At 63.4% G+C, this 25,106-nt stretch carries 21 protein-coding genes; all 21 read right to left on the bottom strand.

Translation table 11 applies throughout. The features are described from left to right. Positions 1-9 precede the first annotated feature (9 nt). The 21 genes from dnaE to mraZ all read right to left on the bottom strand — a co-directional run bounded on the left by dnaE (position 10) and on the right by mraZ (position 24,772). On the bottom strand, positions 10-3,567 hold the full coding sequence (gene dnaE / locus QN084_RS19785; protein WP_062096138.1) for a DNA polymerase III subunit alpha: 3,558 nt from the start codon (positions 3,565-3,567) through the stop codon (positions 10-12). A gap of 56 nt (positions 3,568-3,623) precedes the next feature. Continuing rightward, a complete protein-coding gene (locus QN084_RS19780) occupies positions 3,624-4,550 on the bottom strand; it encodes an RluA family pseudouridine synthase (protein WP_069695352.1) in 927 nt (308 codons plus the stop codon). After that, entirely contained in the window at positions 4,543-5,133 is a 591-nt protein-coding gene (gene lspA, locus QN084_RS19775) for a signal peptidase II (protein ID WP_021473356.1), read from the bottom strand. Before lspA ends, QN084_RS19780 begins: the two co-directional genes overlap by 8 nt. Positions 5,134-5,229: 96 nt before the next feature. Further along, positions 5,230-5,916 carry a DivIVA domain-containing protein gene (locus QN084_RS19770; RefSeq protein WP_021473357.1) on the bottom strand — a complete coding sequence of 229 codons (687 nt, stop codon included), beginning with the start codon at positions 5,914-5,916 and terminating at the stop codon, positions 5,230-5,232. Positions 5,917-6,064: 148 nt separating this feature from the next. After that, entirely contained in the window at positions 6,065-6,352 is a 288-nt protein-coding gene (locus QN084_RS19765) for a YggT family protein (protein ID WP_021473358.1), read from the bottom strand. 108 nt (positions 6,353-6,460) lie between these two features. Then, entirely contained in the window at positions 6,461-6,994 is a 534-nt protein-coding gene (locus tag QN084_RS19760; protein ID WP_021473359.1) for a cell division protein SepF, read from the bottom strand. 85 nt (positions 6,995-7,079) lie between these two features. Continuing rightward, entirely contained in the window at positions 7,080-7,829 is a 750-nt protein-coding gene (locus QN084_RS19755) for a YggS family pyridoxal phosphate-dependent enzyme (protein WP_021473360.1), read from the bottom strand. Then, positions 7,822-8,541, bottom strand: a complete 720-nt coding sequence (locus tag QN084_RS19750; RefSeq protein ID WP_031216807.1) for a purine nucleoside phosphorylase YfiH/LACC1 family protein — start codon at positions 8,539-8,541, stop codon at positions 7,822-7,824. Before QN084_RS19750 ends, QN084_RS19755 begins: the two co-directional genes overlap by 8 nt. 25 nt (positions 8,542-8,566) lie before the next feature. After that, positions 8,567-9,787 (bottom strand): cell division protein FtsZ, encoded by a 1,221-nt coding sequence (gene ftsZ / locus QN084_RS19745; protein WP_031216808.1) that lies wholly within the window; start codon positions 9,785-9,787, stop codon positions 8,567-8,569. Between the two features lie 213 nt (positions 9,788-10,000). Then, positions 10,001-10,972, bottom strand: a complete 972-nt coding sequence (locus QN084_RS19740; protein ID WP_021473363.1) for a cell division protein FtsQ/DivIB — start codon at positions 10,970-10,972, stop codon at positions 10,001-10,003. Then, on the bottom strand, positions 10,965-12,353 hold the full coding sequence (gene murC / locus QN084_RS19735) for a UDP-N-acetylmuramate--L-alanine ligase (protein WP_069695351.1): 1,389 nt from the start codon (positions 12,351-12,353) through the stop codon (positions 10,965-10,967). The genes QN084_RS19740 and murC overlap by 8 nt, the downstream gene beginning before the upstream one ends. Next, positions 12,350-13,468, bottom strand: coding sequence for an undecaprenyldiphospho-muramoylpentapeptide beta-N-acetylglucosaminyltransferase (gene murG / locus QN084_RS19730; protein WP_069695350.1), 1,119 nt, complete (start codon positions 13,466-13,468; stop codon positions 12,350-12,352). Before murG ends, murC begins: the two co-directional genes overlap by 4 nt. Continuing rightward, positions 13,465-14,790 carry a putative lipid II flippase FtsW gene (gene ftsW, locus QN084_RS19725; protein ID WP_021473366.1) on the bottom strand — a complete coding sequence of 442 codons (1,326 nt, stop codon included), beginning with the start codon at positions 14,788-14,790 and terminating at the stop codon, positions 13,465-13,467. Before ftsW ends, murG begins: the two co-directional genes overlap by 4 nt. A 2-nt stretch (positions 14,791-14,792) precedes the next feature. Further along, positions 14,793-16,364: a UDP-N-acetylmuramoyl-L-alanine--D-glutamate ligase gene (gene murD, locus QN084_RS19720; RefSeq protein ID WP_069695349.1), complete on the bottom strand. Its 1,572-nt coding sequence runs from the start codon at positions 16,362-16,364 to the stop codon at positions 14,793-14,795. After that, a complete protein-coding gene (gene mraY / locus QN084_RS19715; protein WP_069695348.1) occupies positions 16,346-17,455 on the bottom strand; it encodes a phospho-N-acetylmuramoyl-pentapeptide-transferase in 1,110 nt (369 codons plus the stop codon). The genes murD and mraY overlap by 19 nt, the downstream gene beginning before the upstream one ends. Continuing rightward, on the bottom strand, positions 17,452-18,942 hold the full coding sequence (locus tag QN084_RS19710; protein WP_069695347.1) for a UDP-N-acetylmuramoyl-tripeptide--D-alanyl-D-alanine ligase: 1,491 nt from the start codon (positions 18,940-18,942) through the stop codon (positions 17,452-17,454). Before QN084_RS19710 ends, mraY begins: the two co-directional genes overlap by 4 nt. 6 nt (positions 18,943-18,948) lie before the next feature. Then, a complete protein-coding gene (locus QN084_RS19705) occupies positions 18,949-20,586 on the bottom strand; it encodes a UDP-N-acetylmuramoyl-L-alanyl-D-glutamate--2,6-diaminopimelate ligase (RefSeq protein ID WP_069695346.1) in 1,638 nt (545 codons plus the stop codon). Between the two features lie 103 nt (positions 20,587-20,689). Then, complete coding sequence (locus QN084_RS19700; RefSeq protein ID WP_069695345.1) at positions 20,690-22,486, bottom strand: peptidoglycan D,D-transpeptidase FtsI family protein; 1,797 nt, start codon at positions 22,484-22,486, stop codon at positions 20,690-20,692. Positions 22,487-22,527: 41 nt separating this feature from the next. Next, positions 22,528-23,181 carry a cell division protein FtsL gene (ftsL, locus tag QN084_RS19695; protein WP_062096110.1) on the bottom strand — a complete coding sequence of 218 codons (654 nt, stop codon included), beginning with the start codon at positions 23,179-23,181 and terminating at the stop codon, positions 22,528-22,530. Then, the gene (gene rsmH, locus QN084_RS19690; protein ID WP_069695344.1) at positions 23,178-24,176 is read right to left on the bottom strand and encodes a 16S rRNA (cytosine(1402)-N(4))-methyltransferase RsmH; all 999 of its coding nucleotides are present in this window, start codon (positions 24,174-24,176) and stop codon (positions 23,178-23,180) included. The genes ftsL and rsmH overlap by 4 nt, the downstream gene beginning before the upstream one ends. 164 nt (positions 24,177-24,340) lie before the next feature. Then, complete coding sequence (gene mraZ, locus QN084_RS19685; RefSeq protein WP_021473374.1) at positions 24,341-24,772, bottom strand: division/cell wall cluster transcriptional repressor MraZ; 432 nt, start codon at positions 24,770-24,772, stop codon at positions 24,341-24,343. Positions 24,773-25,106: the final 334 nt, after the last annotated feature.

Raw genomic sequence — 25,106 nt, 5'->3', positions numbered from 1 at the left:
CTGCAGGACTCAATTGTCCAGGCAGGCCGGTCCCAGCAACACCTTGAGATCCCCGAACAACGACGGGCTGGGGTTCACCCTCATATGCACCGGTAAGCCCATGACTTCCACTTTGGTGTCACCCATCAGTTTGAGCCGCACCTCGGAATTGCCGCGGTGCGTGCGCAGGACGTCGCGCAGGTCCGTCACCACCGCCTCGGTTGCCTTGAACGTGGGAATCGTGATCACCACTGGACCATTGACGCTCTCACTGAGGTCCGGGACAGACAGTTCCATGCAATTGAGCGTCACCGCTCCGTCATCGCGGCGCTGCAGCCTGCCCTTGACCACAACGATCAAGTCCTCGGCCAGTACCGATGCGATCGGACCATAGACCTGTCCGAAGAACATGACTTCCATTGAACCGCCAAGGTCCTCGATCTCGGCGCGGGCGTAGGCGTTGCCGCTCGCTTTGGCGATACGGCGGCTCAAGGAGGTGATCATGCCCGCGATAGTGACGATCGCGCCGTCGTGCGGTCCGTCCTCGGCGATGATCGACGTGATGGACTGTTCCGCGTGCTGGCTGAGCACACCTTCGAGACCCTGCAGTGGGTGGTCTGAGACATAGAGCCCCAGCATGTCCCTCTCGAAGGAGAGCTTGTCCTTCTTTTCCCATTCCGGAAGGTCGGGAATTTCAGTGGTCAGCGAGGCTTCCGGCTCTTGGTCCTCGAACCCGGCGAAAAGATCGAACTGGCCGATCGCTTCATTGCGCTTCAAAGTAATGACGGAGTCGATGGCTTCTTCGTGGATCATCGCCAAGGCCCGGCGATGGTGGCCCAGAGAGTCGAACGCGCCGGCCTTGATCAGCGACTCAATCGTGCGCTTGTTGCACACGATGGCCGGAACCTTCATGAGGAAGTCCTTGAAGGAGGTGTAGGCCCCTTCCGTGGCACGGGCGGAAACCATCGCCTCGACGACGTTCACGCCGACGTTGCGGATGGCGCCCATGCCGAAGCGGATGTCATTCCCCACAGGGGTGAAGTTCAGCGACGACTCGTTGACGTCCGGCGGCAGCACGGTGATGCCCATGCGCCGGCACTCATTGAGGTAGATGGCTGATTTGTCCTTGTCATCACCCACCGAGGTGAGGAGGGCAGCCATGTACTCGGGGGCGTAGTGGGCCTTGAGGTAGGCAGTCCAATAGGAAATGACGCCATACGCGGCTGAGTGGGCCTTGTTGAAGGCGTAGTCGGAGAACGGCAGCAGGATGTCCCACAGCGTCTTGACCGCGTCCATGGAGTACCCGTTGTCCTGCATGCCCTGGGAGAAGCCTGCGAACTGCTTGTCCAGTTCCGACTTCTTCTTCTTACCCATGGCGCGGCGCAGGATGTCGGCTTGGCCCAACGAGTATCCCGCAAGTTTCTGCGCCACGGCCATGACCTGTTCCTGATACACAATCAGGCCGAAGGTTCCACCGAGGATATCTTCCAGCGGCTCGGCAAGTTCAGGGTGGATCGGAATAACTTCCTGAATCCCGTTTTTGCGCAGGGCGTAGTCCGTGTGGGCGTTAGCACCCATCGGACCGGGACGGTATAGCGCCAGGACGGCGGAAATGTCTTCGAAGTTATCCGGCTTCATGAGCTTGAGCAGCGACCGCATGGGTCCGCCGTCGAGCTGGAAAACGCCCAGGGTGTCGCCGCGCGCCAGCAGCTCATAGGAAGCCGCGTCATCCAATGCCAGGTTTTCAAGGTCGAGGTCGACGCCCCGGTTCATCTTGATGTTCTCGAGGGCATCGGAAATGATCGTCAGGTTCCGCAGGCCCAGGAAGTCCATCTTGATCAGGCCGAGGCCTTCGGACGTGGGATAGTCGAACTGCGTGATGACCTGGCCGTCCTGGAAACGGCGCATGATCGGGATGACGTCGATGATCGGGTCCGAGGACATGATGACGCCCGCGGCGTGGACGCCCCACTGCCTCTTCAACCCTTCGATGCCCAGTGCAGTTTCGAAAACCTTGGCGGCTTCGGGGTCGGTGGCAATGAGCTGGCGGAAATCGCCGGCCTCGCTGTATCGCTTGGCCTCGGGGTTCTGGATGTCTGCCAGCGGGATGTCCTTGGCCATGACGGCCGGCGGAAGTGCCTTGGTCAGCTGTTCACCCATGCTGAACGGATAGCCAAGGACGCGCGAGGAGTCCTTCAACGCCTGCTTGGTCTTGATGGTGCCGTAAGTAACGATCATCGCTACACGCTCATCCCCGTACTTCCGGGTGACGTAATCGATGACTTCGGAGCGGCGGCGATCGTCGAAGTCGACGTCAAAGTCGGGCATGGAGACGCGGTCCGGGTTCAGGAACCGTTCAAAGATCAAGCCATGCTGCAGCGGATCGAGGTCGGTGATACGCATGGCATAGGCCACCATGGAGCCTGCGCCGGAACCACGGCCCGGGCCGACCCGGATGCCGTTGTTCTTGGCCCAGTTGATGAAGTCGGCCACCACCAGGAAGTAGCCCGGGAAGCCCATGGAGGTAATGACCTCGAGCTCGTAATCCGCCTGCTTCCGGACCTTGTCCGGCACGCCTTGGGGATAGCGGTAGGCCAGTCCCTTGTCCACTTCCTTAACCAGCCAGGACGTCTCGTCCTCGCCCGGCGGGCAGGGGAACCGGGGCATGTAGTTCGCGTTGGTGTTGAACGAAACCTCGCAACGCTCAGCGATGAGGAGGGTGTTGTCGCAGGCCTCGGGATGGTCGCGGAAGAGTTCCCGCATCTCCTGGGGGGACTTGAGGTAGTAGCCGCTGCCGGAAAAAGCGAACCGCGAGCCGCCGTTGTCATACGTGGGTTCCAGGAGCGTGGAGCCGGACTGGATCGCCAGGAGTGCTTCGTGGGCCTTGGCGTCGTGCTCGTGCGTGTAGTGGAGGTCGTTGGTCGCCACGAGCGGGAGGTTCAGTTCCTTGGCCAGGCGCAGGAGGTCGCCGGTAACGCGGCGTTCGATGTCCAGCCCGTGGTCCATGAGCTCGCAGAAATAGTTCTCGGCGCCAAAGATATCGCGGAATTCCGCAGCTGCTTCCAGGGCCTCCCTGTACTGGCCCAGCCGCAAACGGGTCTGGACTTCGCCGGAGGGGCACCCTGTGGTGGCGATCAAACCCTCCGAGTAGGTGTTGAGCAACTCCCGGTCGAGGCGGGGCCATTTGCCGAAGACCGAATCCAGCGAGGCGATGGAGGAGGCCCGGAACAGGTTGCGCATGCCCACGTTGTTGTAGCTCAACAACGTCATGTGCGTGTACGAACCACCACCGGAGACGTCATCCTTGCGCTGGCTCTCATCACCCCAACGTACGCGTTCCTTGTCACCGCGGGCGGTTCCGGGAGTCACATAGGCTTCAACGCCGATGATGGGTTTGATGCCCTTGTCCGTGGCTTTCCGCCAGAAGTCGAAGGCACCGAAGAGATAACCGTGGTCCGTCGTGGCCAGTGCAGGCATGCCCAGGCGCTCTGTCTCGTCGAAGAGCTCGCCGAGGCGCGCGGCTCCATCCAGCATGGAGTACTCGGTGTGGGTGTGCAGATGGACGAACGAATCATTGCTGGAACTCACCCCGATAGTCTACCGTCCGGGTCGGACAGAACCCGGACGGCAGGCCGCGTCAACGACTACGCTGCTCCACTGGCCAGCAAATCAAGGGCGTACTGCAGGTCTGCCGGGTATTCGCTGGTGACCTCTACCCACTCCCCTGTGCGCGGGTGGTTGAACCCGAGCTGACGGGCGTGCAGCCACTGCCGGGTCAACCCAAGATCCGCTGCCAGGCGGGGGTCCGCGCCGTAGGTGAGATCTCCAGCACACGGGTGGCGCAATGCCGAGAAGTGCACACGGATCTGATGGGTGCGCCCTGTCTCCAGGTGGACCTCCACCAGCGTTGCCTTGCCAAACGCCTCAAGGACTTCGTAATGGGTCACCGAAGGGCGGCCGTCTTCGATCACGGCGAACCGCCAGTCGTGGCCCGGGTGGCGTCCAATCGGGGCATCGATGGTTCCCTCCAGGGGATCCGGAAGGCCTTGGACCACGGCATGGTAGACCTTGTCCACCGTGCGCTCCTTGAAGGCCTTCTTCAAGACCGTGTAGGCATGCTCCGTCTTTGCCACCACCATCACTCCGGAGGTTCCGACGTCGAGCCTGTGGACTATGCCGGCACGTTCAGGCGCGCCGGAGGTCGAGATACGGTACCCGGCGCCCGCAAGGCCGCCCACAACCGTAGGACCCACCCAACCCGGCGAAGGGTGTGCAGCCACGCCGACCGGCTTGTCGATGACGACGAAATCCTCGTCATCCAACAGGATCTTCAGGCCTTCCACAACTTCCTCCACCACTTCCAAGGGGTCCGGGCGCTCCGGAACCGTCACGCTCAAAACGGCGCCCGCCACGAGTTTCGCTGATTTGCCCAGTACCGCTCCGCTGCTGGTCACATTTCCCTCGGCCAGCAGCAGGGCCGCGGCGGACCTGGAGATATCCAGCAGCTTGGCAAGCCCGGCGTCGGCCCGCGCACCCGCCAAATCCTCGGGGACTACAACGGACTCACTCACCGGGCTGCCCCTCTGTTGATTCCTTGGGGTGCTTCGAAGCGGGGACGTGGCGCTTCCCGTCCATGCCGATGCCCCGCAACGTCAGCAGGCAGATGATGACCACCCCCGACACCACTGCGGAATCGGCAATATTGAAGATGGCGAAGTTCGGAAGCTGAATGAAATCCACCACGTGTCCCATGGCAAACGACGGTTCACGGAACAGCCTGTCCGTCAGGTTGCCCAAGGCACCGCCGAGCAACAGGCCCAGGGACAACGCCCACCATGCTGAGCCAAGTTTCCGCAGTTGGAACAGGATCGCCACCGATACGGCGGCCATGACGATGGTGAAAATCCAGGTCACATTCTCACCAATGGAAAAAGCCGCGCCGGAGTTGCGGATGTAGTACCAGTGCAGCAACGGAGGAAGGACCGGAATCCTTTCACCCTCAACCATGGTGCTGGTCACCCAGAGTTTGGTCAGTTGGTCGAAGACGTAGGCAAATACCGCGAAACCCGCGAAGAGCCAGATCATGGCGGGACGCCACTTGCGTTGGGCAGTGCGGGCCGGCTGCGATGCGCCGTCGGTGAGGTCGTCGGTCATAAGGCTTTCATTCGTGAACCGTGATGGAGCGGGAGGGCTTTAACAGCAAAAACCGGTGGCCGAGGAGTCCTCAGCCACCGGCTTTCAGAATACTTGCTAAACGTCAGCTGTTGCTTCGCCAACCTCAGGAGCGGCAACGGAGCCGCGGGCGTCGAGGTCGCGGAGCTGGCCTTCGATGTACGCCTTGAGGCGTGAACGGTAGTCACGCTCGAAGCCGCGGAGCTGCTCCACCTTGCGCTCGAGGACGGAGCGCTGCTGCTCGAGGGCCCCGAGGATCTTCCGGGACTTCTCCTGCGCGTCGTTGACCAGGCTCGAGGCCTCGATCTGCGCTTCCGCGATGATCTTTTCCTTCTGCTGTGCACCGTCAGCAACGTGCTTGTCGTGCATCTGCTGGGCCATGGCCAGCAGGCCTGCTGCGGACTCGGCGGACGGCGGCAAGGTGTTGCTTGCAGCAGGCGCCTTCGCGGCAGCTGCCTGCTCGGCTTCCTTCTTCTTGGCAGCTTCAGCAGCCTTGGCCTCGGCTTCTGCCTTGGCTTCAGCTTCCTTGTCCACCTTGACCGGCGCGGGGACCTTTTCGACCACAGGAGCAGCAGCAGTTGCCGCGGGCACGGCGGAACCGGCCTCGCCGAGCTTCTTGCGAAGTTCGTCATTCTCCTGGTTCAGACGGCGCAGTTCCACCACGATCTCGTCGAGGAAGTCATCCACCTCGTCCTGGTCGTAGCCTTCGCGGAACTTGGTCGGCTGAAAGCGCTTGTTGACAACGTCTTCTGGCGTCAAAGCCATCTGGTCACCTCGTTGGTCTAGTTAGTCAGTAGGCCTTCCGGCCGTCCAAAACTACGGTACCTAAATATCGTCTGGTTCCTCTAATTCAACACCATCGTGTTGATTTGGAGAATTTGCGGCCGCCCATCCGGAGCAGCACCGCAGGAAGCTATGCCAAGCCGCCAGTCACCGACATGCCTATGTAGACAGCGATGAAAAGGATTATGAAACCCAAATCCAGCGAAATGCCGCCCAGCCGCAGTGGCGGAATCAGCCTCCGCAAAGCCTTGAGGGGCGGATCGGTAAGCGAGTACACCACGTGGGCTGTTACCAACGCCACACCCCGGGGCCGCCACTGGCGGGCGAACATCTGCACCCATTCGTAGACCAACCTGATGATCAGAGCCACGAAGAACAGCAACAACACTATATAAATAAGGCCGAAAACAATGCCCACGAGTTAGCTCAGATCTCCCACTTGTTTCGGAATACCGATCGGTCCCTACTATTGCAACACAGATGCCAGGCGGGTCGGCCCGCCTGGCATCCGCAAAAAGGGAAGTGCTCAGCTCTGGTTGAAGAAGCTGGCCTGCGATTCACTGGCTTTTTTGTCGTCCCCGATGACCTCTACGTAGGACGGCGACAGCAGGAAGACCTTGTTGGTCACGCGCTCAATGCTGCCGTGGAGGCCGAAGACCAGCCCGGCAGAAAAATCCACGAGGCGTTTGGCATCGGCTTCGCCCATGTCCGTGACGTTCATGATGACCGGAATACCGTCCCGGAAACTTTCGCCGATGAGCTTGGCGTCATTGTAGGACCGCGGGTGGACGGTGGTAATTTGCCTCAGGCCAGAGGCGTCTTCGCGGCTCGAGGCCGCACGCTTGATGGGGGTCACGGGTGCGCGGTATTCCTCTTCGGCGTCAACAGTGGGCATTTCACGGACAACTTCCCGGACGGGTGCAGGAGCGCGCCGCTCTTCCCGTTCCTGCGACTGGGGGCGTTCTTCTTCGTGGGGCGCGACAGCCTGCTCAGATTCGTAGTGTTCATCGCCGTCGGCGAGCCCAAGATAGATCATTGTCTTGCGCAGAGCGCCAGCCATGGTGCACTCCTATCGTTTCTGCAGTAGGCGGGCCGCCATGACTTGACGTGTTGGAACCCCGGCCCGTCATTCCAATACTTTGACGCTACCCCACGGCCGGACGTGAACCGAGAATATCGGAGCCGATTCTCAGGTGTGTCGCCCCGAACTTAATCGCTGCTTCAAGGTCCTGGCTCATTCCTGCGGAAATCGCGGTTGCTCCGGGGTGCACCAACCTGAGTGCCTCCGAGATCCCTGCCAGTTTTTCGAAGGCCGACCCGGGATCGCCGCCCAGTGGAGCAACCGCCATGAGGCCGGCCAGCCGCAAGCCGGCCTGCCCCTCGATCCGGTCCGCAAGGCTCATCACATCGGCCGGGCGGGCTCCGCCACGGTGGTCACCGGCGTCGTCTTCCAGGCTCACCTGAATGAAGCAGTCTAGCCCCGCACGCCCGGAGGTATCCATGTGGCGGGCCACGGCTTTGCCAAGGGCATCCACCAACTGGATCCGGTCAACCGACTGCACCGACGATGCGTACTTGACCACGGACTTTGCCTTATTGCTCTGGAGCTGCCCGATGAAGTGCCAGCGGACCCGCGGATCGCCAACCTCGGCCGCCTTCGCGGCAGCCTCTTGGTCGCGGTTCTCGCCGACGTCCCGCACACCGAGGGCAGCCAGCCTGACGACATCTGCCGCAGGGTGGAACTTGGTGACAACGATCAAGTTCGGCTTGCTTGAACGGCCCGCAGCCGTGGTTGCGTCGGCTATGCGCCGGTCCACTTCCGCCAAGCGGGCCGCGAGCTGGGCGGAACGGGGGTCCGCAGGGTCCGCCGGAACGCCGTGCTCCTGGTTAGTCATGGGTCCACACCAATCCTGCGAATCGACCGGTCCCCGGATCGCGCCGGTAGGAAAACAGTCCCTCGTCCTCCAGCGTGCATCCGCCCGAATACTCCACCTGCACACCGCCATCCGCGAGTTGCGAGCGGACGCCGGCTGGAAGATCCAGCGCCGGGCTCCCCCACGAGGTCTCCGATGCCGTGGCCGGCACGACGGCGGCAACGCCCGCCCGCATCCCAGCGGGCACCTCATAGCAGCGCCCGCAGATCGACGGGCCAAGCCACGCGCTGATGGTGAGCGCCCCGAGCCTGCGCATCCCAGCCACCGTAGCGGGAACGACTCCCGATGCCACACCGGGACGTCCGGCATGCGCCACCGCAAGAACGGGCTGCCCTGCCGCGGTCTCGCCAACCAGGACAATGGGAACGCAGTCGGCCACCATGACAGCGAGGGGCTGCGCCGATCCCGCGCCCGAGGTCGAGGTCGAGGTCGAGACCATGGCATCCGCCGTCGGCCCGGGCCCGTAACGGGAGATGACGGCAACATCGTTGCCATGCACCTGGTTCATGTACTGGAACCGGGCATCCCCCAAACCAACGGTGGATTCGACGTCTCGGCGCCGTTCATCCACCCGCTGGGGGTCGTCCCCGACGTGCAGCGCCAGATTACCTGCGCGCATGTCAGTGAACGCTACGGAGATGCCTGGCCGCACTTCACTGCGCCATGAAAACACCGGCTACTGGGTCCTCCGCCTCGGCTTACTTCAGGAAATCAGGAACGTCGAGGTCGTCCGAACGGTTACCCGAAAGGTCCGGTTCCACGACGGCCGGCAGGTCAACGTCGAAACCCGAATCGGCCGGCAGGGCAGCGGGACGCTGCTGGCCCCAGTTGCTCAGCCCGGCTGCACCGATTCCTGCCGTGGCGTGCTGCGGTGCAGGTGCGCTGGCGGGGGCGGATGCGGGTGCCGCGGGACGCTCGGCCGGGACCGGGTTCTGGGCCGGACGTGACTGGTCCATGGACGGCGAGGTGGCCTTGACGTCGTCGAAGCCGGCAGCGATCACGGTGACGCGGGCTTCGTCGCCCAGGGCGTCATCGATCACGGCACCGAAGATGATGTTGGCTTCGGGGTGAGCGACTTCCTGGACCAGGCGGGCGGCCTCGTTGATCTCGAACAGGCCGAGGTCCGAACCGCCCTGGATGGACAGGAGGACGCCGTGTGCACCGTCGATGGATGCCTCCAGCAGCGGCGACGCAATGGCGAGCTCTGCGGCTTTGACGGCGCGGTCTTCGCCACGGGCGGAGCCGATGCCCATCAGTGCCGAGCCTGCACCCTGCATGACCGACTTGACGTCGGCGAAGTCGAGGTTGATCAAGCCGGGGGTGGTAATCAGGTCGGTGATTCCCTGGACACCGGAGAGAAGCACCTGGTCAGCGGAACGGAAGGCGTCAAGGACAGAGACGTTGCGATCGCTGATGGACAGCAGCCGGTCGTTGGGAATGACGATCAGTGTGTCGACTTCGTCGCGCAGGGCGTCGATTCCGGCTTCAGCCGAACCTGCACGGCGACGGCCTTCGAACGTGAAGGGGCGGGTGACGACACCGATGGTCAGGGCGCCAAGCGAGCGGGCGATGCGTGCAACGACGGGCGCACCGCCTGTACCGGTACCACCACCCTCACCGGCGGTGACGAACACCATGTCGGCGCCGCGGAGCACTTCCTCGATCTCATCGGCATGGTCTTCGGCGGCCTGCTTGCCTACCTCGGGGTTGGCGCCGGCGCCGAGTCCCCTGGTGAGCTCACGTCCGACGTCGAGCTTGACGTCGGCATCGCTCATGAGCAGCGCCTGCGCGTCAGTGTTGATGGCAATGAACTCGACTCCGCGGAGGCCGACTTCAATCATCCGGTTGACTGCGTTCACGCCACCGCCGCCGATGCCGACGACCTTGATGACGGCCAAGTAATTCTGCGGTGCTGCCACGTTTCGTGCCCCTTGCTTGTGTCCTATTGCGAAACCGATCGAGTCCAACTTGAATCCTTGGACCTTAACCCTCTAGTTGAAGGTTATAGTTATGTCAAGTAACTCTACTGCGACGGTATTTCCTCTGGTTCCCTCATGCAATGACCGCTTGCGCGTGTCGCCTGAATGAGTTTCAACCGCGGCCCCGTCAGCGGCAGGTTACTTATGAAACAGCTATTTGGTGAATGGATGCCGTGGAACGCTCACGTCGTAGACGTTCACGGGAACCTTCGGATCAGCGGGCATTTTCAGCAACGCCTCAAGTGCTTTCGCCTTCAGTTCCCGGTCCTCGGCATTGCCCCACACTACCGTCTTTCCGTCCACCAATTTTAGCTCCACCGCGTCCGGCGAAGCAGCCGAGGCAGCGGACATTCTTGCCAGGACATCAGCCGGCAACGTGTCCAGCACGGCAGCGATGGCCTTGAAGAGCTGCGTGTTGCCCGCGCCGGCTCCCGCATCGATGAGCGGCAGAGCTACCGCCGACTGATCCGCGGTGGCTCCGAGCTGCACACCATCGACGTCCACCATGACAAAAGAATCGCCCTGCTTAAGCAGGGCTACCGGCACGCGCTCCTCCACGTGGACCAGGAGTTCCGACGGCGGACGGGCCTCGATGGTGGCCGACCGCACCTGCACGAGGGGCTTGAGCAGGTCATTGACGTCCTGCTCCGTCACTTGGGGAAGCGGCTTGCCCTCCATAGGCGCCAAGGCCTCCTGCACCGCATCCACGGTGAGCAGCTTGGTCCCGTCAACGGTGATGGCCCGTACCGCAAGGGCGGGCGAAAAAACGGCGCCCGCAATAATGGCCGCCACCACGGCAGTGGTCACCGCCGCCGTCCAAAGGATGTAGCGGCGGGTCCTGTGACGCTTCGGCTCCGGAAAAGCAATGACGTTGTCGTCGGGAGCGGACTGCCCGGCCGGGGGTCGCCCCGTTTTGGGCTTCCTGGCTGCTGCTGCCTTTGCAGCAGCAAGCTTGGAACCGGCCCCTTTCCTGCCAGGAACTTGCCCGGGTTCCACAATCCGCTCTGCGCTGATGACATCGCCCGGTGCCGCATTGCTCCGCGGGTCCGGGTCGGTTGAAGGCCGCGCGGCGCCCTTCGCAGTGTCATTCGCAGGCTTGAATGTCGGCTTCCGGGTGCTAGCCATCCAGCTGCTCCACGATCAACGGCCCGTAAGCGGTGACATCTCCGGCCCCTACAGTCAGGACAACGTCGCCCTCCCCGGCAACACCGGCAACTGCGGCCACTGCTTCCTCCTGGCTCACCAGGCGCCCCTTGGAGAGCTTGTCAGCGATCAGGGCGCTGGTAACCCCGGGGATGGGATCCTCCCGCGCCGGGTAGATATCCAGGACCAGTGCGGTGTCCGCAAGATCGAGTGCCTCGGCAAACTCAGCTGCGAATTCGCGCGTCCTGGAGAAAAGGTGCGGCTGGAACAGGACATGGACTTTGTTCTGCCTTGCCACGGACCTGGCCGCTGAGAGCGCAGCCCTGACCTCCGTGGGATGGTGGGCGTAATCGTCATAGACCCGCACTCCCTTGGCCTGGCCCTTGAGTTCGAAACGCCGGGAGGCGCCGGTGAAATGGCCCAGGGCTGCAGCGGCCACCTCCGGATCAACGCCCAGTTCAAGAGCCACGCCAAAGGCAGCAGCCGCGTTCAGCGCGTTGTGCCGGCCCGGCACCTGCAGGTCCAGGCCATGATTGGCCCCGTCCACGGTGACCGAAACGCGCCCGGGACCGTCGTCGGAGAGCCGGATGTCGGCGTCGTCGGCTGTTCCATACGTCAGCACCCTCGTGGTTCCCTTCGCGGCGGTGCGCCCGGCAAGCGCGCGCGCACCGGCGTCGTCGGCACACGCCAAAAGGACGCCGTCCGCGGGGAGGAGCGCGGCAAAACTGTCGAAGGAGGCAAAAACGGCTTCGGCCGTCCCGTAATGGTCCAGGTGGTCGGCCTCGACGTTGGTCACCACCGCGATCAACGGACAGTAGTTCAGGAACGACCCATCGGACTCATCAGCTTCCGCCACGAAGATGTCCGAGGACCCGTGCGCTGCATTCACACCGAGCGCAGGGACGTTCGCCCCAATGGCGAACGTGGGATCAAGGCCCGCTTCCTTGAGCAGCACGGCAACCATGGAGGTGGTGGTCGACTTGCCGTGGGTGCCTGCCACGGTGACCACCCGGTGACCGGCCATGGTCGCAGCCAAAGCCTGGGAACGGTGCAGTACGGGAAGGCCTTGTGCACGCGCGGCGGCGAGCTCTGGATTGTCTTCCCTGATGGCCGATCCCGCGACGATGGTCTGGGCGTCCCCCAGGTTCGAGGCGTCATATCCGACACTGATTCCAGCCCCTGCCTTGGCAAGGTCATGCATCACCGGCAGGTCCTTGGCATCGCTTCCGCTGACAGGGACACCCCGCGAGACCATGATGCGGGCGACGGCTGACATGCCAACGCCGCCAATGCCGATGAAATGCACGCGGCCCAAGGACTGAAGGGACCCGGGCGATTCGAGGGACACAGGAGTGTGGGTCATGCGGATACCGCTTCCAGGACAAGATCAGCCATCCGCTGATCGGCGTTTCGGATACCAAGGCTTTCAGCTGCCCGTGCCATGGCGTTGAGGCGCTGCTGGTCGGACAGGAGCGGAATGAGCTCGCTCTCCAGCCACTGCGGAGTCAGGTCCTTGTCCGCAACGAGCAACGCACCCCCCGCCTTGACCAAGGCTGCGGCGTTCAAAGCCTGCTCCCCGTTGCCGATCGGCAAGGGAACGAACACCGCGGGCACGCCTACTGCTGCTATCTCGCTGACCGTGGCAGCTCCGGCCCGGGCGAGGAGCACGTCGGCGGCGGCATAGACAGTCTCCATGCCGTCGACGTACTCCACCTGGCGGTAGCCGTCTCCGGCGAGGAGCCCGCCGTCGTCATCCATGACAGCCTTGCCCACGCCGGTGATGTGCAGCGTCTGGATCCCCGCAGCGGCGAGGGCAGGCAGCGCCGCGGCAACGGAGCGGTTGATGCTGGCAGCGCCGGAGGATCCCCCGGTCACAATCAACGCAGGGCGGTCCGGGTCCAGGCCAAGGGCAGTCTTGGCGGCGTGCGCCGCGGACGTCCGGTCCAGGCCGGAAATGGCTTTGCGCATGGGCATGCCAACGTGGCGGGCACCGGGTAACCTGGTTCCCTCGAAGGCGACGGCGACGTGCCTGCTGAACCGGGCGCCCACACGGTTGGCCAGCCCGGCTTTCAGGTTTGCCTCATGGATCACGATGGGGATCCGGCGCTTGCGGGCGGCGAGGTACATGGGCGTGCAGACGTACCCGCCCACGCCTACCAGCACATCTGCTGCGGCATCATCGAGGATACGCCCGGCCTGTTTGACGGCTGCCGAGAGCCGCCCGGGCAACCGGGCCAAGTCCATGGAGGGACGTCGCGGGAAAGGCACCCGGTCGATGGTGGCCAGTTCATAGCCGGCCGCCGGTATCAGCCTGGTTTCCATGCCCGACGGCGTGCCGACGGCCAGGATGGCGGCGTCGGGACGCTGTGAGCGGATCGCGTCGGCGATCGCGAGCAGCGGGCTGATATGGCCTGCCGTACCGCCGCCTGCCAGGACAACTGACAACGGCGTAATGGCTTGGTGTGAATCTGCAGTCATGAAGTGCGGGTACGCTTTCGTGCGGCTTTGGGAGATCGACCGGGAATGAATCCGGGGCGTTGCTGCGGGGGCAGTTGTCCCCGGGCCAGAGACAACACTACGCCGACGCCGCACAGTGACATCACCAGGGCTGAACCGCCATAGGAGATGAAGGGCAGCGGGACGCCGATCACGGGCAGAAGCTGGGTGACAACACCCATATTCATGCTGGCCTGGCCGAGCAACCACACCATGATGCCGCCGGCCAGCGTGCGCTGGAACGGATCCGTTTGGCGGACCACAACCCGGAAAATGGCAATACCGAGGATTGCGAACAGGACCAACACCACAAGGGTGCCAACCAAGCCCAGCTCCTCGCCGATGATGGCGAAGATGAAGTCATTGTGTGCTTCCGGCAGCCAGTTGTATTTCTGCCGGCTTTGCCCGAGCCCCAAACCCGTCCAACTCCCCTGCGCCAGGCCGTACATGCCGTTGGTTGATTGGAAGTCGAAGTCGAACTGTTCGGTGCAGGTGGCCGAAGGATTACCGAGCCACGACGTGATCCGGCAAATCCGGTTGGCACTGCTGAGGGTACCCGCTGTTGCCCCGGCGGCGCCGATGAGGCCGACGATGGCCAGCATGCGGGCCGGAACACCGGCAAAATACAATGCAGCCACCATGATCGCCGCAATCACAATGACCGTTCCGAGGTCGTTGCCGAGCATTACCAAAACAATGACAAGGCCCGCTCCCGGGATGACGGGGATAATCACATGCCACCAGCTGGTGAGGTACTTCTCCTTCCGCGCGAGCACGGCAGCGATCCACACGCACAAGGCCAGCTTCGCGATCTCGGAGGGCTGGATGGTGATGCCGCCTATGTCCACCCAGTTCCGGTTGCCGTTGACGCTGTTGCCGATGACCTGCACCAGTACCAGCAGGACAACGACGATGCCAAAGCCCCACCAGGACAGCCGTTTCATCCAGTTCACGTTTGTCCGCGAGATGACGTACATGGCGATGAGGCCCATGACGCCGAAGGCTGCCTGCTTGAGGGCGTCCGCATACGGCGACTTGCCCTCGGAGATCGCTTCGACGCTCGAGGCCGACAGCACCATCATGACGCCGATGGCTGTCAGCGCCATGGCACACCCGAGGATGAGGTAGTAGGTGGAACTGTTGGGCGCCTTGCTGCGGCCTTCCAGCGCTTCCCAAAACTTCCTCACGTGTCCGCGAAGCCGGACCGGCTGCTTGGCCTTGGTCCGTTGGACGCTGGTCCGCTGGGAACCGGAGTCACCGGCGTCGGGCTCTTTGCCGCGGCTACGCGTGGGCGTGCTGACCATTGCTACTCCTCGGTGGTCTGTGCCTGCCCTTCCACGAGCTCGCGGACTGCCTGGATGAAAGCGTCGCCACGGTGAGCGTAGGAAGAGAACTGATCCATGGAGGCCGCGGCCGGTGCCATGAGGACGGTGTCGCCCGGGGCTGCCACATCGGCGGCCGAAGCCACGGCCTGGGCCATGATGGTCTCACCGAAAATTGGTGAGGCAACTGCGGTCTCCACTTCCTCAGTTTCACCCTTGGGCTGGAGGATCACGGGGACATCGGGCGCGTGTCGCCGCAGCGAACCTTCCAGGGCATCGGTGTCCGCACCGATCAGGACAACCGCCTTGAGCCGGTGGGCATGCTCCTTGACGAGGTCGTCATAGTTGACGCCTTTGGAGAGGCCGCCGGCGATCCACACGACGTTGGAGAAGGCGGAGAGGGCTGCGGACGCCGCATGCGGATTGGTGGCTTTGGAGTCGTTGACCCAGAGCACGTCGTTCTGCTTGGCAACCAACTGGATCCGGTGTTCACCGGGAAGGAAGTTGACCAGGCCCTGTTTCACCGCTGCCGGTTCCACTCCGTAGGCGCGGACCAAGGCAGCGGCCGCCAAGGCATTGGCCACCATGTGCCGGGGCGCTACCGCGCCGAGGTCGGCCAGGGCGGCGAGCTCGGCCGCAGAATCCTTGCGTTCGGCGATGAAGGCGCGGTCCACGAGCAAACCGTCCACGATCCCCACCATGCTGATGGCCGGGGTGTTGGTGGTGAAGGCGACCGCGCGGCAGCCTTCGATGACGTCCGCGTTTTCCACCATGCGTTCGGTCTCGATCTGCTCGGCGTTGTAGATTGCCGCCTTCTGCGTGTTCTCGTACACCTTGGCCTTGTCCGCCAAGTACGACTCATAGGAGCCATGCCAGTCCACGTGGTCCTCTGCAACGTTGAGGCACACGCTGGCCACTGGAGACAATGAATGGCTCCAGTGAAGCTGGAAGCTGGAGAGTTCCACCGCGAAGGCGTCGTAATCCACCGGGTCACGCAGGGCGTCCAGGATGGGTGTGCCCACGTTGCCCACGGCGATGGCTTTCAGTCCGGCCGCTTGCAGCATGGATTCCGTCATGCCCACAGTGGTGGTCTTGCCGTTGGTTCCGGTGATGGCCAACCAGTCGGCCGTCTTACGGCCTTCGCGCACTCTTAGACGCCATGCCAGTTCAACGTCGCCCCACACGGGAATGTGCTTCCGTTTGGCGGCCGCGAGCAGGGCCTGGTCCGGACGCCACCCCGGCGAGGTGACAACGAGTTCGGGCTTTTCGCCTTCGATGAGCGGCAAGCTGTTCACGGCATCCTGCCCAAGGAGGACATCAACTGCACCCACGATCTTGAGGGTGTCGGCCTGCGCTTGTGCCTTGGCCGTGGTGGATGCGTCCACAACCACCACCTTCGCCCCAAGTTCGATGAGTGTGTCCGCGGCGGCAAAGCCGGAGACGCCGATCCCGGTGACCACGACGCGGAGCCCGCTCCAGTCGGAGTCCCAACTGGTGAGCCCCTCAAGACGGTCGGAGACTGTTTCCGGGCTTGCGTTCACAGCAGCACCACCCATTCAGCGTAGAAAATTCCAAGGCCGGCAGCGACAAACAGGCCGGCGAGGATCCAGAACCGCACAACGACAGTCACTTCGGCCCAGCCCTTGAGTTCGAAGTGGTGCTGCAGCGGCGCCATCTTGAAGACGCGCTTGCCGCCGCTCAGCTTGAAGAAGCCGACCTGGATGATGACGGACAGGGTGATGAGGACGAACAGGCCGCCGATGAAGGCCAGGAGCAGTTCGGTCCTGGAGAGGATCGCGAATGCTGCCACGGCGCCGCCAATGGCCAGGGAACCGGTGTCGCCCATGAAGATCTTGGCGGGAGATGTGTTCCACCACAGGAAGCCCACCAAGGCCGCACTCAGTATTGCGGCGAGAAGCGCGAGGTCCATGGGGTCGCGCACTTGGTAGCAGCCGCTGCCCGCCTCCCTGGGGGACCCGCAGGCTTGGTTGTTCTGCCAGATGCCCATGATCGTATAGGCCCCGAACACCATGATGGATGCCCCGGCCGCGAGCCCGTCCAGCCCGTCCGTGAGGTTCACGCCGTTGGTGGCTGCCGTGATGATCAGGTTGGACCACAGCACAAAGAGGATTGCCCCCAAAACGGTCCCGCCGAAGGCGAGGTCCAGCCAAGGGATGTCGCGGACCAGCGATATCTGCGTGGAGGCAGGGCGCAGTCCGTCTTCGTTGGGGAACTGAAGGACCAGGACAGCGAAGATGATGCCCACGGCGGCTTGGAGTATCAGTTTGGCCTTGGCGTTGAGGCCCAGGCTCCGTTTGTTCGAAATCTTGATGTAGTCATCGAGGAAGCCTACAAAGCCCATACCTACCATGAGGAACAACAAAAGGAGGCCGGACGCCGATGGCCCAGGCGACCGCGGATTCATCAGCCACATGATGAGGTGGGTCACGAAGTAGCTGAGCAGCACGGCCGCCACCACCACGGTTCCGCCCATGGTCGGCGTGCCGCGTTTGGTGTGGTGCGATGTCGGTCCGTCATCGCGGATGAATTGCCCGTAACTCTTGGCCACCAGGAACCGGATGAACAACGGGGTCCCGATGAGTGCCACCAGGAGGGCGACGCCTGCGCCGATCAAAAGTGCAATCACTGCAGCTCGTTCCCTTCGCTTGCGGCGCCGTTGGCCGCGCTTTCCCCGGTGGGCTCGGCCCGTGGGGGTAATGCTATCCGATCGCCCAAATGCCGCAGCCCAACACCGTTGGAGGACTTGAAGAGGACGAGGTCACCGGGCCGGAGTTCGCTCTGCAGGATTTCATAGGCCTCTTCCACCGTCTCGGCGAATAGGCACTCGTCGCCCCAGGAGCCCTCTTGGATGGCGGATACGTACATGGCACGGGCTTCACGGCCCACCACCAGCAGGCGTGAGATGTTGAGCCGGACCACCTGCGTGCCCACTGCCGTGTGCTCGCGGATTGAATCGTCGCCGAGTTCCAGCATGGCACCGAGCACGGCCCACGTGCGGCGTCCCTGTCCGAGGTCGGCAAGGGTCCGCAAAGCGGCCCGCATCGACTCGGGATTGGCGTTGTAGGCGTCGTTGATGATGGTGACGCCGTCCGGCCGTTCGGTCCGTTCCATCCGCCAGCGGCTGGCTGCAGATTGGGAGCTCAGCGAGGCCGCGATGTCCGGTGCGGGGATGCCTGCCGCGAAAGCCGCTGAGGCTGCTGCCAGCAGGTTGGTCACGTGGTGACCGCCGATGAGCTTGCTGTGGACCGCAACGGAGGGCCCGCCGTCGGGCAATACCAGGTCAAAGTCCGGGTGGCCCTGGGCGTTCACCACCACGTTGCGGGCTTCCACTTCTTCGTTCGTTGCCGGGGAGGCCGTAAACCCAAGGACCTTGGCCCTGGTCCTGGTCCGCATCGCGGCCACCCTGCCGTCGTCGAGGTTGATGACAGCGGTACCCTCTTCGCCGAGCGCCTCCACCATTTCGCCTTTGGCCTTGGCAATGTTCTCGACGCCGCCGAATTCACCGGAATGCGCCGTCCCGACCACCAGGACCACGCCGATGTCCGGCTTGACCATGTCCGCGAGGTACTTGATGTGGCCGATCCCCGTCGCGCCCATCTCGATGACCAGGTAGCGGGTGTCTTCCGTTGCGGCAAAGACCGTCAGCGGGACGCCAACCTCTCCGTTGTAGGAACCCTGCGGCGCTACCGTAGGTCCGGTCTGGGACAAGATGCCCGCCAGGAGGTCCTTGGTGGTGGTCTTTCCCGCGGAACCGGTAATCCCGATCACCGTGAAGTCTTCACCCCGCCCGGCACGCTTGGCCCGAATCCGGCGTACGGCCTCGGCAGCCAGTTCGCCCATGGCCAGGACTGCGTCATCAACGACGACGGCGGGATACGGCGTACCGCCGGCATCGGCGACTTCGCGTTCGGTCAGCGCCAAGACGGCACCGCGTTCGAATGCAGCGGCAACAAAGTCGTGGCCGTCGGCGTGTTCGCCGGGCTTGGCCACGTACAGCGCGCCGGGGGTCGCTTCCCGCGAATCGGTGACGACGGAGGCGGGCACGAGCTCCCCGCTGCCGGTCAGGCGGCCATGGGTAATGTCGGCGATTTCAGCCGCAGTAAATGCAATCATCTCGGTTTAGGACTCTATCCGCTGGTCCGTTGAAACGCTGAATCCCTTGGATGTCAAGGCGGCCCGCAGTTCCACCCTGTCGTCCAGTGCCAGATTGACTCCCTTGACCTCCTGCCACACTTCGTGGCCACGGCCGGCCACAAGGATGGTGTCCTTGGAAGTGGCCAGTTCCACAGCAAGCCTGATGGCTTCGTCACGGGGGTGGGACTCGACAATTTCGCTGTCCAGTCCTTCCTTCTCAACGGCGGCACGTGCCCCGGCGAGGACATCCGCACGGATGGCGGCTGCGTCTTCGTCGTGGGGGTCATCGTCAGTGATGATGACTACGTCCGCGAGTCGCGCGGCGATCGCTCCCATGGTGGGCCGCTTGCCTTGGTCCCGCTGCCCGGTGGCTCCGAAGACCACAATGACCCGTGAACCCTCTTCGGCTGAGCGGACAGCCTTCAACGCGCGGGCAAGGGCATCGGGGTTGTGGGCAAAATCCACCACTGCCGCGGGCGCAGTGGAGATCAGCTGCATGCGGCCCGGCACGGAAACCGTGAAGGGATCGTGCTGGTCAAGTGCCGCTTGGAGCACTTCAAGGTCAACACCGGAAGCCGCCACCATGGCAGTCGCCAAAGCAGCGTTGGCCACGTTGAAATCACCGGGCAGGCCCGTGTGCACGCGCAGCGACCCGTAGTCCTTGTGCACGAGCTCGAATTCCGTCCCCAGTCCTTGGGAAGCAACCGAGGCAACGTGCCAGTCCGCCTCCACGTCATCAGGGGTGGTGGACAGCGTGGTGACCGGAATGTCCGCCATGCGTGCCAGTTGGCGGCCCCACCCGTCATCGACCGTCACCACGGCCTGCCGGGCACGGGCTGCCGTGAACAACTCGGCCTTGGTCCGGAAATACTCTTCCATGTCACCGTGGAGATCCAGGTGATCCTGCGTGAGGTTGGTGAAACCCGCGACGTCGAACATCACTCCGTCAACGCGATGGTACGAAATGGCGTGGGATGACACCTCCATCGACGCCGCCTCCAGGCCCCTTTCGCGCATGAGCGCCAAGAGGCCGTGGACATCGGTGGATTCGGGCGTCGTGAGCAGGCTTGGGATGGGATCGCCGCCGGCAAGGATCTCGATCGTCCCGATGAGGCCGGGCGTCTTGCCGAGCGCACGCAGCAAGGCATTGATGAAGTAGGTCGTGGTTGTCTTTCCGTTGGTTCCGGTGACACCGAAAAGGGTGGGGTGGCCACCTTCTGCGGGCTGGCTCCGGTAGATAAGGGCGGACAATCGCCCGACGGCGGTACGCGGCTCCTGGACGATCAGGACAGGAACGGGCTGCTCGCCTGCCAACGCAAGCTGGCGGGCACCGGCGTCGTCCGTCACCACCGCAACGGCACCGGACTCCACTGCCTGGGGCACGAAGTCGGCCCCGTGGCGCGAGGCTCCCGGCAACGCCATGTAGAGGTCCCCTGGCTCAACAGCCCGGGAATTAAGAGAAATACCCGTCACTCCCCCGCCCGAATCCTGCTCCGGAACGGTGACGCCGAGCACTTCGGCGATCTCCGACAACGGCACGGCCGCTACCGACCGGGGCCGGAACCCGGGCTCCCCGTCGTCGGGCGTCGTGGCGCTGGAATCTGCCTGATGGTGCTCTGACACGTGGTTCTCCAATGGTGCTCAGTGGAACGACCGGCTGGGGGCCAGCGGCGCCCGTTCGGTGGTGCGGGATCTGATCCTGGGCCGAAACAGGCGCCCAAGAAGCTTACTTGACGAACTGCGGCAAGCGCGCGGGTGTACCGGTGGACGGCGGGACGTTATAGGTCCGCAGCACTTGGGACATCACGGACCGGAACACGGGACCGTTGGTGATGCCGTAGATGCTTCCCTTCGGGCGCTGCAGGACGACTTCCACAATGAACCTGGGATCGTCCATGGGTGCCATTCCGACCATCGATGCCGTGTAGCCGTCAAAACCAGGGAGCCCGTCTTCACGGGGAGCCTGGGACGTTCCCGTCTTCGCCCCCACCCGGTAGCCGTCGATCGCGGCGTCCTTGATCTGCCCTTCGGTCACGGCGCTTTCGAGGATATCCCGCACTTGCTGCGACGTTTCCTTGGAGACCACCTGCCGGGGATCCTTGGCCGGCACCTTCTGTTCCACGCCGTCGGGATCGATGTAACTGTCAATGAGCCTCGGCTGGAGCATGACGCCGTCATTGGCGATGCTTTGGTAGGCGCGCACCGTCTGCAGCGTCGACTGCGAAACGCCTTGCCCGAACAGCACCGTGTACTGCTGGCGGTCGTCCCACTGCTCCGGTTTTGCGAGGATGCCCGTGGCTTCAGCCGGGAGGCCCACCTCGGTCTTCTCGCCGATGCCGAACTTCCTCAGCCAGTCATAGCGCTGTTCCTTGCTCAACCTGCTGCCGGCCATAACGGTGCCTGTGTTCATCGACCAGCCCAGGATGCCGGCCAGCGTGCGTTCCTCGGTCCCGTGCTCGAAAGCATCAGTGAAGGTCTGGCCATCGATCGTGTAGGACGACGGGATAGTGAAATGGTCCAGGGGGCTGGACTTGCCTTCTTCGATGACCGCTGCCGCCGTGATCATCTTCTCCACCGAACCGGGCTCGTAAGCGGCAGTCACTGCCCGCACGCCGCGGTCTTTGGCATCGACCTTCCCGGGATCGTTGGGGTCCGGGGCATTCGTATCTGCCAAAGCGATCAGGTTGCCGGTCTTGGCGTCCATCACCACAATGACGCCCCATTCGGCGTTGAGCTTGTTGACCTGGCTTTGGATTGCCTGCTGGGCAAAGTACTGGATGTCGGTGTTGAGGGTCAGCTTAACGTCGCTGCCGTCCACTGCCGGAGTCAGCTCGTCGGTGGCGACCGGGATCCGCAGGCCGTCGGCGCCGATCTCGAAGACACGCTTGCCTTCGGTGCCACGCAGGATCTCGTCCTGGGTTTGCTCGATTCCGGCTTGGCCCGTAGTTCCATCCTGCAGGAAGCCAACAACCCCCCCGGCCACGCTGCCGTTGGGATAGACCCGCTTGCTCACGCCCTCTGCCGAGACCCCCGGGATCCGAAGCTTGGTGATGCGGTCTTCGAGCTCCGGCTTGATGTCTTTGGCCACTACGGCGTACTTCTTGTCGCCGGTCAGTGAGTCCCGCACCTTCGCGACGTCGGAACCCAGGAGGGTAGCCAGTTCCGAGATGCCCTGGTCCCTGGTGATCGTCTCAACGGTCTCAGTGTCCTGGTTATACCGCTTGAAGTCGGAGGTAGCGGTATTGAGGACCTGATCCACCACGATGTTGTAACGGATCACGCTGCTCGCCAGGACTGTTCCGTTCGCGTCGACGATCTTGCCGCGCTCGGCCGGGAGCACCTGGGGCGTGAGCCTGCTGGCCAGGGCAGCTTCTGCCATTCCGCCCATGTCCAGTCCCTGGACCATGAACAGCTTGCCGCCAACCACCAGCAGCAAGGTCAGCATGATCCCCAAACCAACCCGGAGGCGCTTCCTGGCCACCGGCACTTTCGTCTTCTTGGTTTTGCCGGAGTTATGCGCCACGTTGGTTCCTTGCTGCTGGCGTTGAATCGGTGGACGGTTGGTTACTGGCCGGGCGCCTTCTGCTGCGGAGCCGGTACGGATCCGCCGTGAAGCTCAGCAGACGGCGCGGCCGGAGCCGTTGAGGCGGCCGGCGGAGTAGCTGCCGGTGCGCTTGCCGCAGGCGCGGACGGTTTCAGGTTCTCCAGCGGCTCCTTGGTAGTCACGGAGGGAACCACATCAAGCTGGCCGGCGATCGCCGGGGGTGCGATCAGGGCCGAGGGATTGTCTCCCTTGACCGCAGGAGTGGCTTTGCCTGTAACCGTCATGGTGTTCACATCAATCTGGCCTTTGACAGTGGACTGGACCATTCCCAATTCTGCCGCCTTGGCAGCCAGGTTCTGGGGAGCTTCGAAGTTCTGCTTCTTCTGTGTCAGGTCCTGGTTCTCTTTGGTGAGGGTCGCCGCCTCGGCCTTAAGCTGCACCAAGCGGTACTGCGCGGTGGACACGGAGATATTGAGGACCAGTACCGTCAGCAGGGCCGCAGCCAACGCCAGGACGCACAAAACAACCACGGGCGTGCGGCGTTTGCCGGGTGCACTGCGCACCACGGAAAGTGGCGTGCGCGGCTTCCGGGCGGTGTCCGGCTTGCCCGCGGGAAGGACGCGCGCCGTGTTGCCCACAACCGAGGGCATTGTCTTAGCTGCGGCGGTGCTCATACGACTCTCCTCGGTTTGATGCGCTCCACGGCCCGCAACCGGGCAGACGCCGCGCGTGGGTTCTCGGCAATTTCCGCTGGGGTAGGCACCTCAGTGCCTTTGGTAAGGGTTTTGAGTTCCGGCTTGTGCTCTTCCAATTCAACGGGGAAACCCAAGGGAGCCGAAGACTTGGAACCTGCTTGGAAGACGGACTTCACGATCTTGTCTTCGAGGGAGTGGTAGGACATCACCACGACCCGGCCCCCCAACGCCGTTGCCGCAACTGCTGCCGGAACGGCCCGCTCCAGGACATCCAGTTCCTCGTTGACTTCAATGCGCAAGGCCTGGAAGGTTCGCTTGGCTGGGTGGCCACCGCTCTTTGCAGCGGCAGCTGGGACTACGGCCCGGATCTCTTCGACCAGCTCACCGGTGGTCGCAAACGGCTTCTGTTCGCGGGCTCGAACGATCCTGTTGGCGATCCTTCCGGCGAACTTCTCCTCGCCCCACTTACGGATAATGCGCACCAGGTCTTCTTCGCTGTACGTATTGACTACGTCTGCCGCTGTCTGGCCCCGGCTAGTGTCCATGCGCATGTCCAGCGGAGCATCATAGGAGTAGGCGAAGCCTCGCTCCCGCTCGTCAAGCTGCAGGGAGGAAACACCCAGGTCCATGAGGACGCCGTGGACTTCGGCAATGCCGAGATCCTCCAGGACGTCGGCTATCTCGTCATAGACGGCATGAACCAGGTCCGTACGTGCGCTGAAGGGTTCAAGTCGCGCACCGGCAAGCGCCAAGGCCTCTTCGTCGCGATCGATTCCCACCAGATGCAGATCCCCGAAGCGCTGCAGCATGGCTTCGGAATGGCCGCCCATGCCAAGCGTGGCATCGATGACTACCGGCGTTTCCCCGCGTTTCCGTGCGGCTTCAAAACCGGGAGCCAAGAGATTGATGCAGCGGTCCTTCAAGACGGGCACGTGGCGTTCCGATGTCGGCTTCGCCGCGTCCTGCTCCTCCACGCTGCCTCCTCTTTCCTCACTAGCCCTGCTTGCGTCTTTCTTGGATCGGATCCCCATCCGCGCCTACCGTCCCGCCGGCCTGGCTCCGGGGAAGTTGAGCCAGGAAAGCAGAACGATGGGCGGCTGGAGATCCCATCCAAGAACAGGAGGACTCCCCCTACCGGCTAGAAGAAGCCCGGAAGATGGTCGTCATCCGTTTCTGAGAAGGCAGCTTCCTTCTCGGCGAGGTACTCATTCCAAGCCTCGGCGTCCCAGATCTCGGCCCGGGTACCGGCTCCAATAACAGCCAGCTCGCGGCCAAGCCCTGCGTATGCCCGAAGCGCCGGCGGAATCGTCACGCGCCCCTGCTTGTCAGGTACTTCGTCAGAGGCCCCGGACAGAAAGACCCGAATGTAATCACGAGCCTGCTTGGAGGACAGCGGTGCCTCCCGCATCGATTCGTGAATGCGTTCGAATTCCTTCTGACTGAAGACGTAAATGCATCGCTCCTGCCCCCGTGTGAGGACCAGGCCCGCCGCAAGCTCCTCACGGAACTTGGCGGGAAGTATGATCCGGCCCTTCTCATCGAGACGCGGCGAATGGGTGCCAAGAAACACCGGCCCACCGCCCCTCAACTAAGGTGCCCGCTCATACCCTGCTATGCCATTACCCTCTTATGCGCTCCACTTTACTCCACAAAGCACCACAGTCAACGTAGATGGACGCGTTTCTCCACCACTTTGGGTTTCCAGAGCGGCGCCGTGACGCGGAATTCCCGGCGATGGGGCGAGGTGGAGGCTCAGTCCCGCCCCGGGCGCGTTGTCCGGGGCGGGAGCAGCGCAGAACCAAGCGCATGCCGCCCTGGCCGGGGCCGCAGTGGGGACAAGTGGAGTAAGAACGTCCCCGAGGATGGAAGTGGAGGGCGCCGCGGGCCACAGGACCGGGCTGCGG

The organism is Paenarthrobacter sp. R1 (assembly GCF_030264015.1).
Taxonomy (GTDB): Bacteria; Actinomycetota; Actinomycetes; order Actinomycetales; family Micrococcaceae; genus Arthrobacter; species Arthrobacter ureafaciens.
The sequence above is the reverse complement of the archived record's forward strand: the minus strand, read 5'-3'. Positions and strand labels throughout refer to the sequence as shown.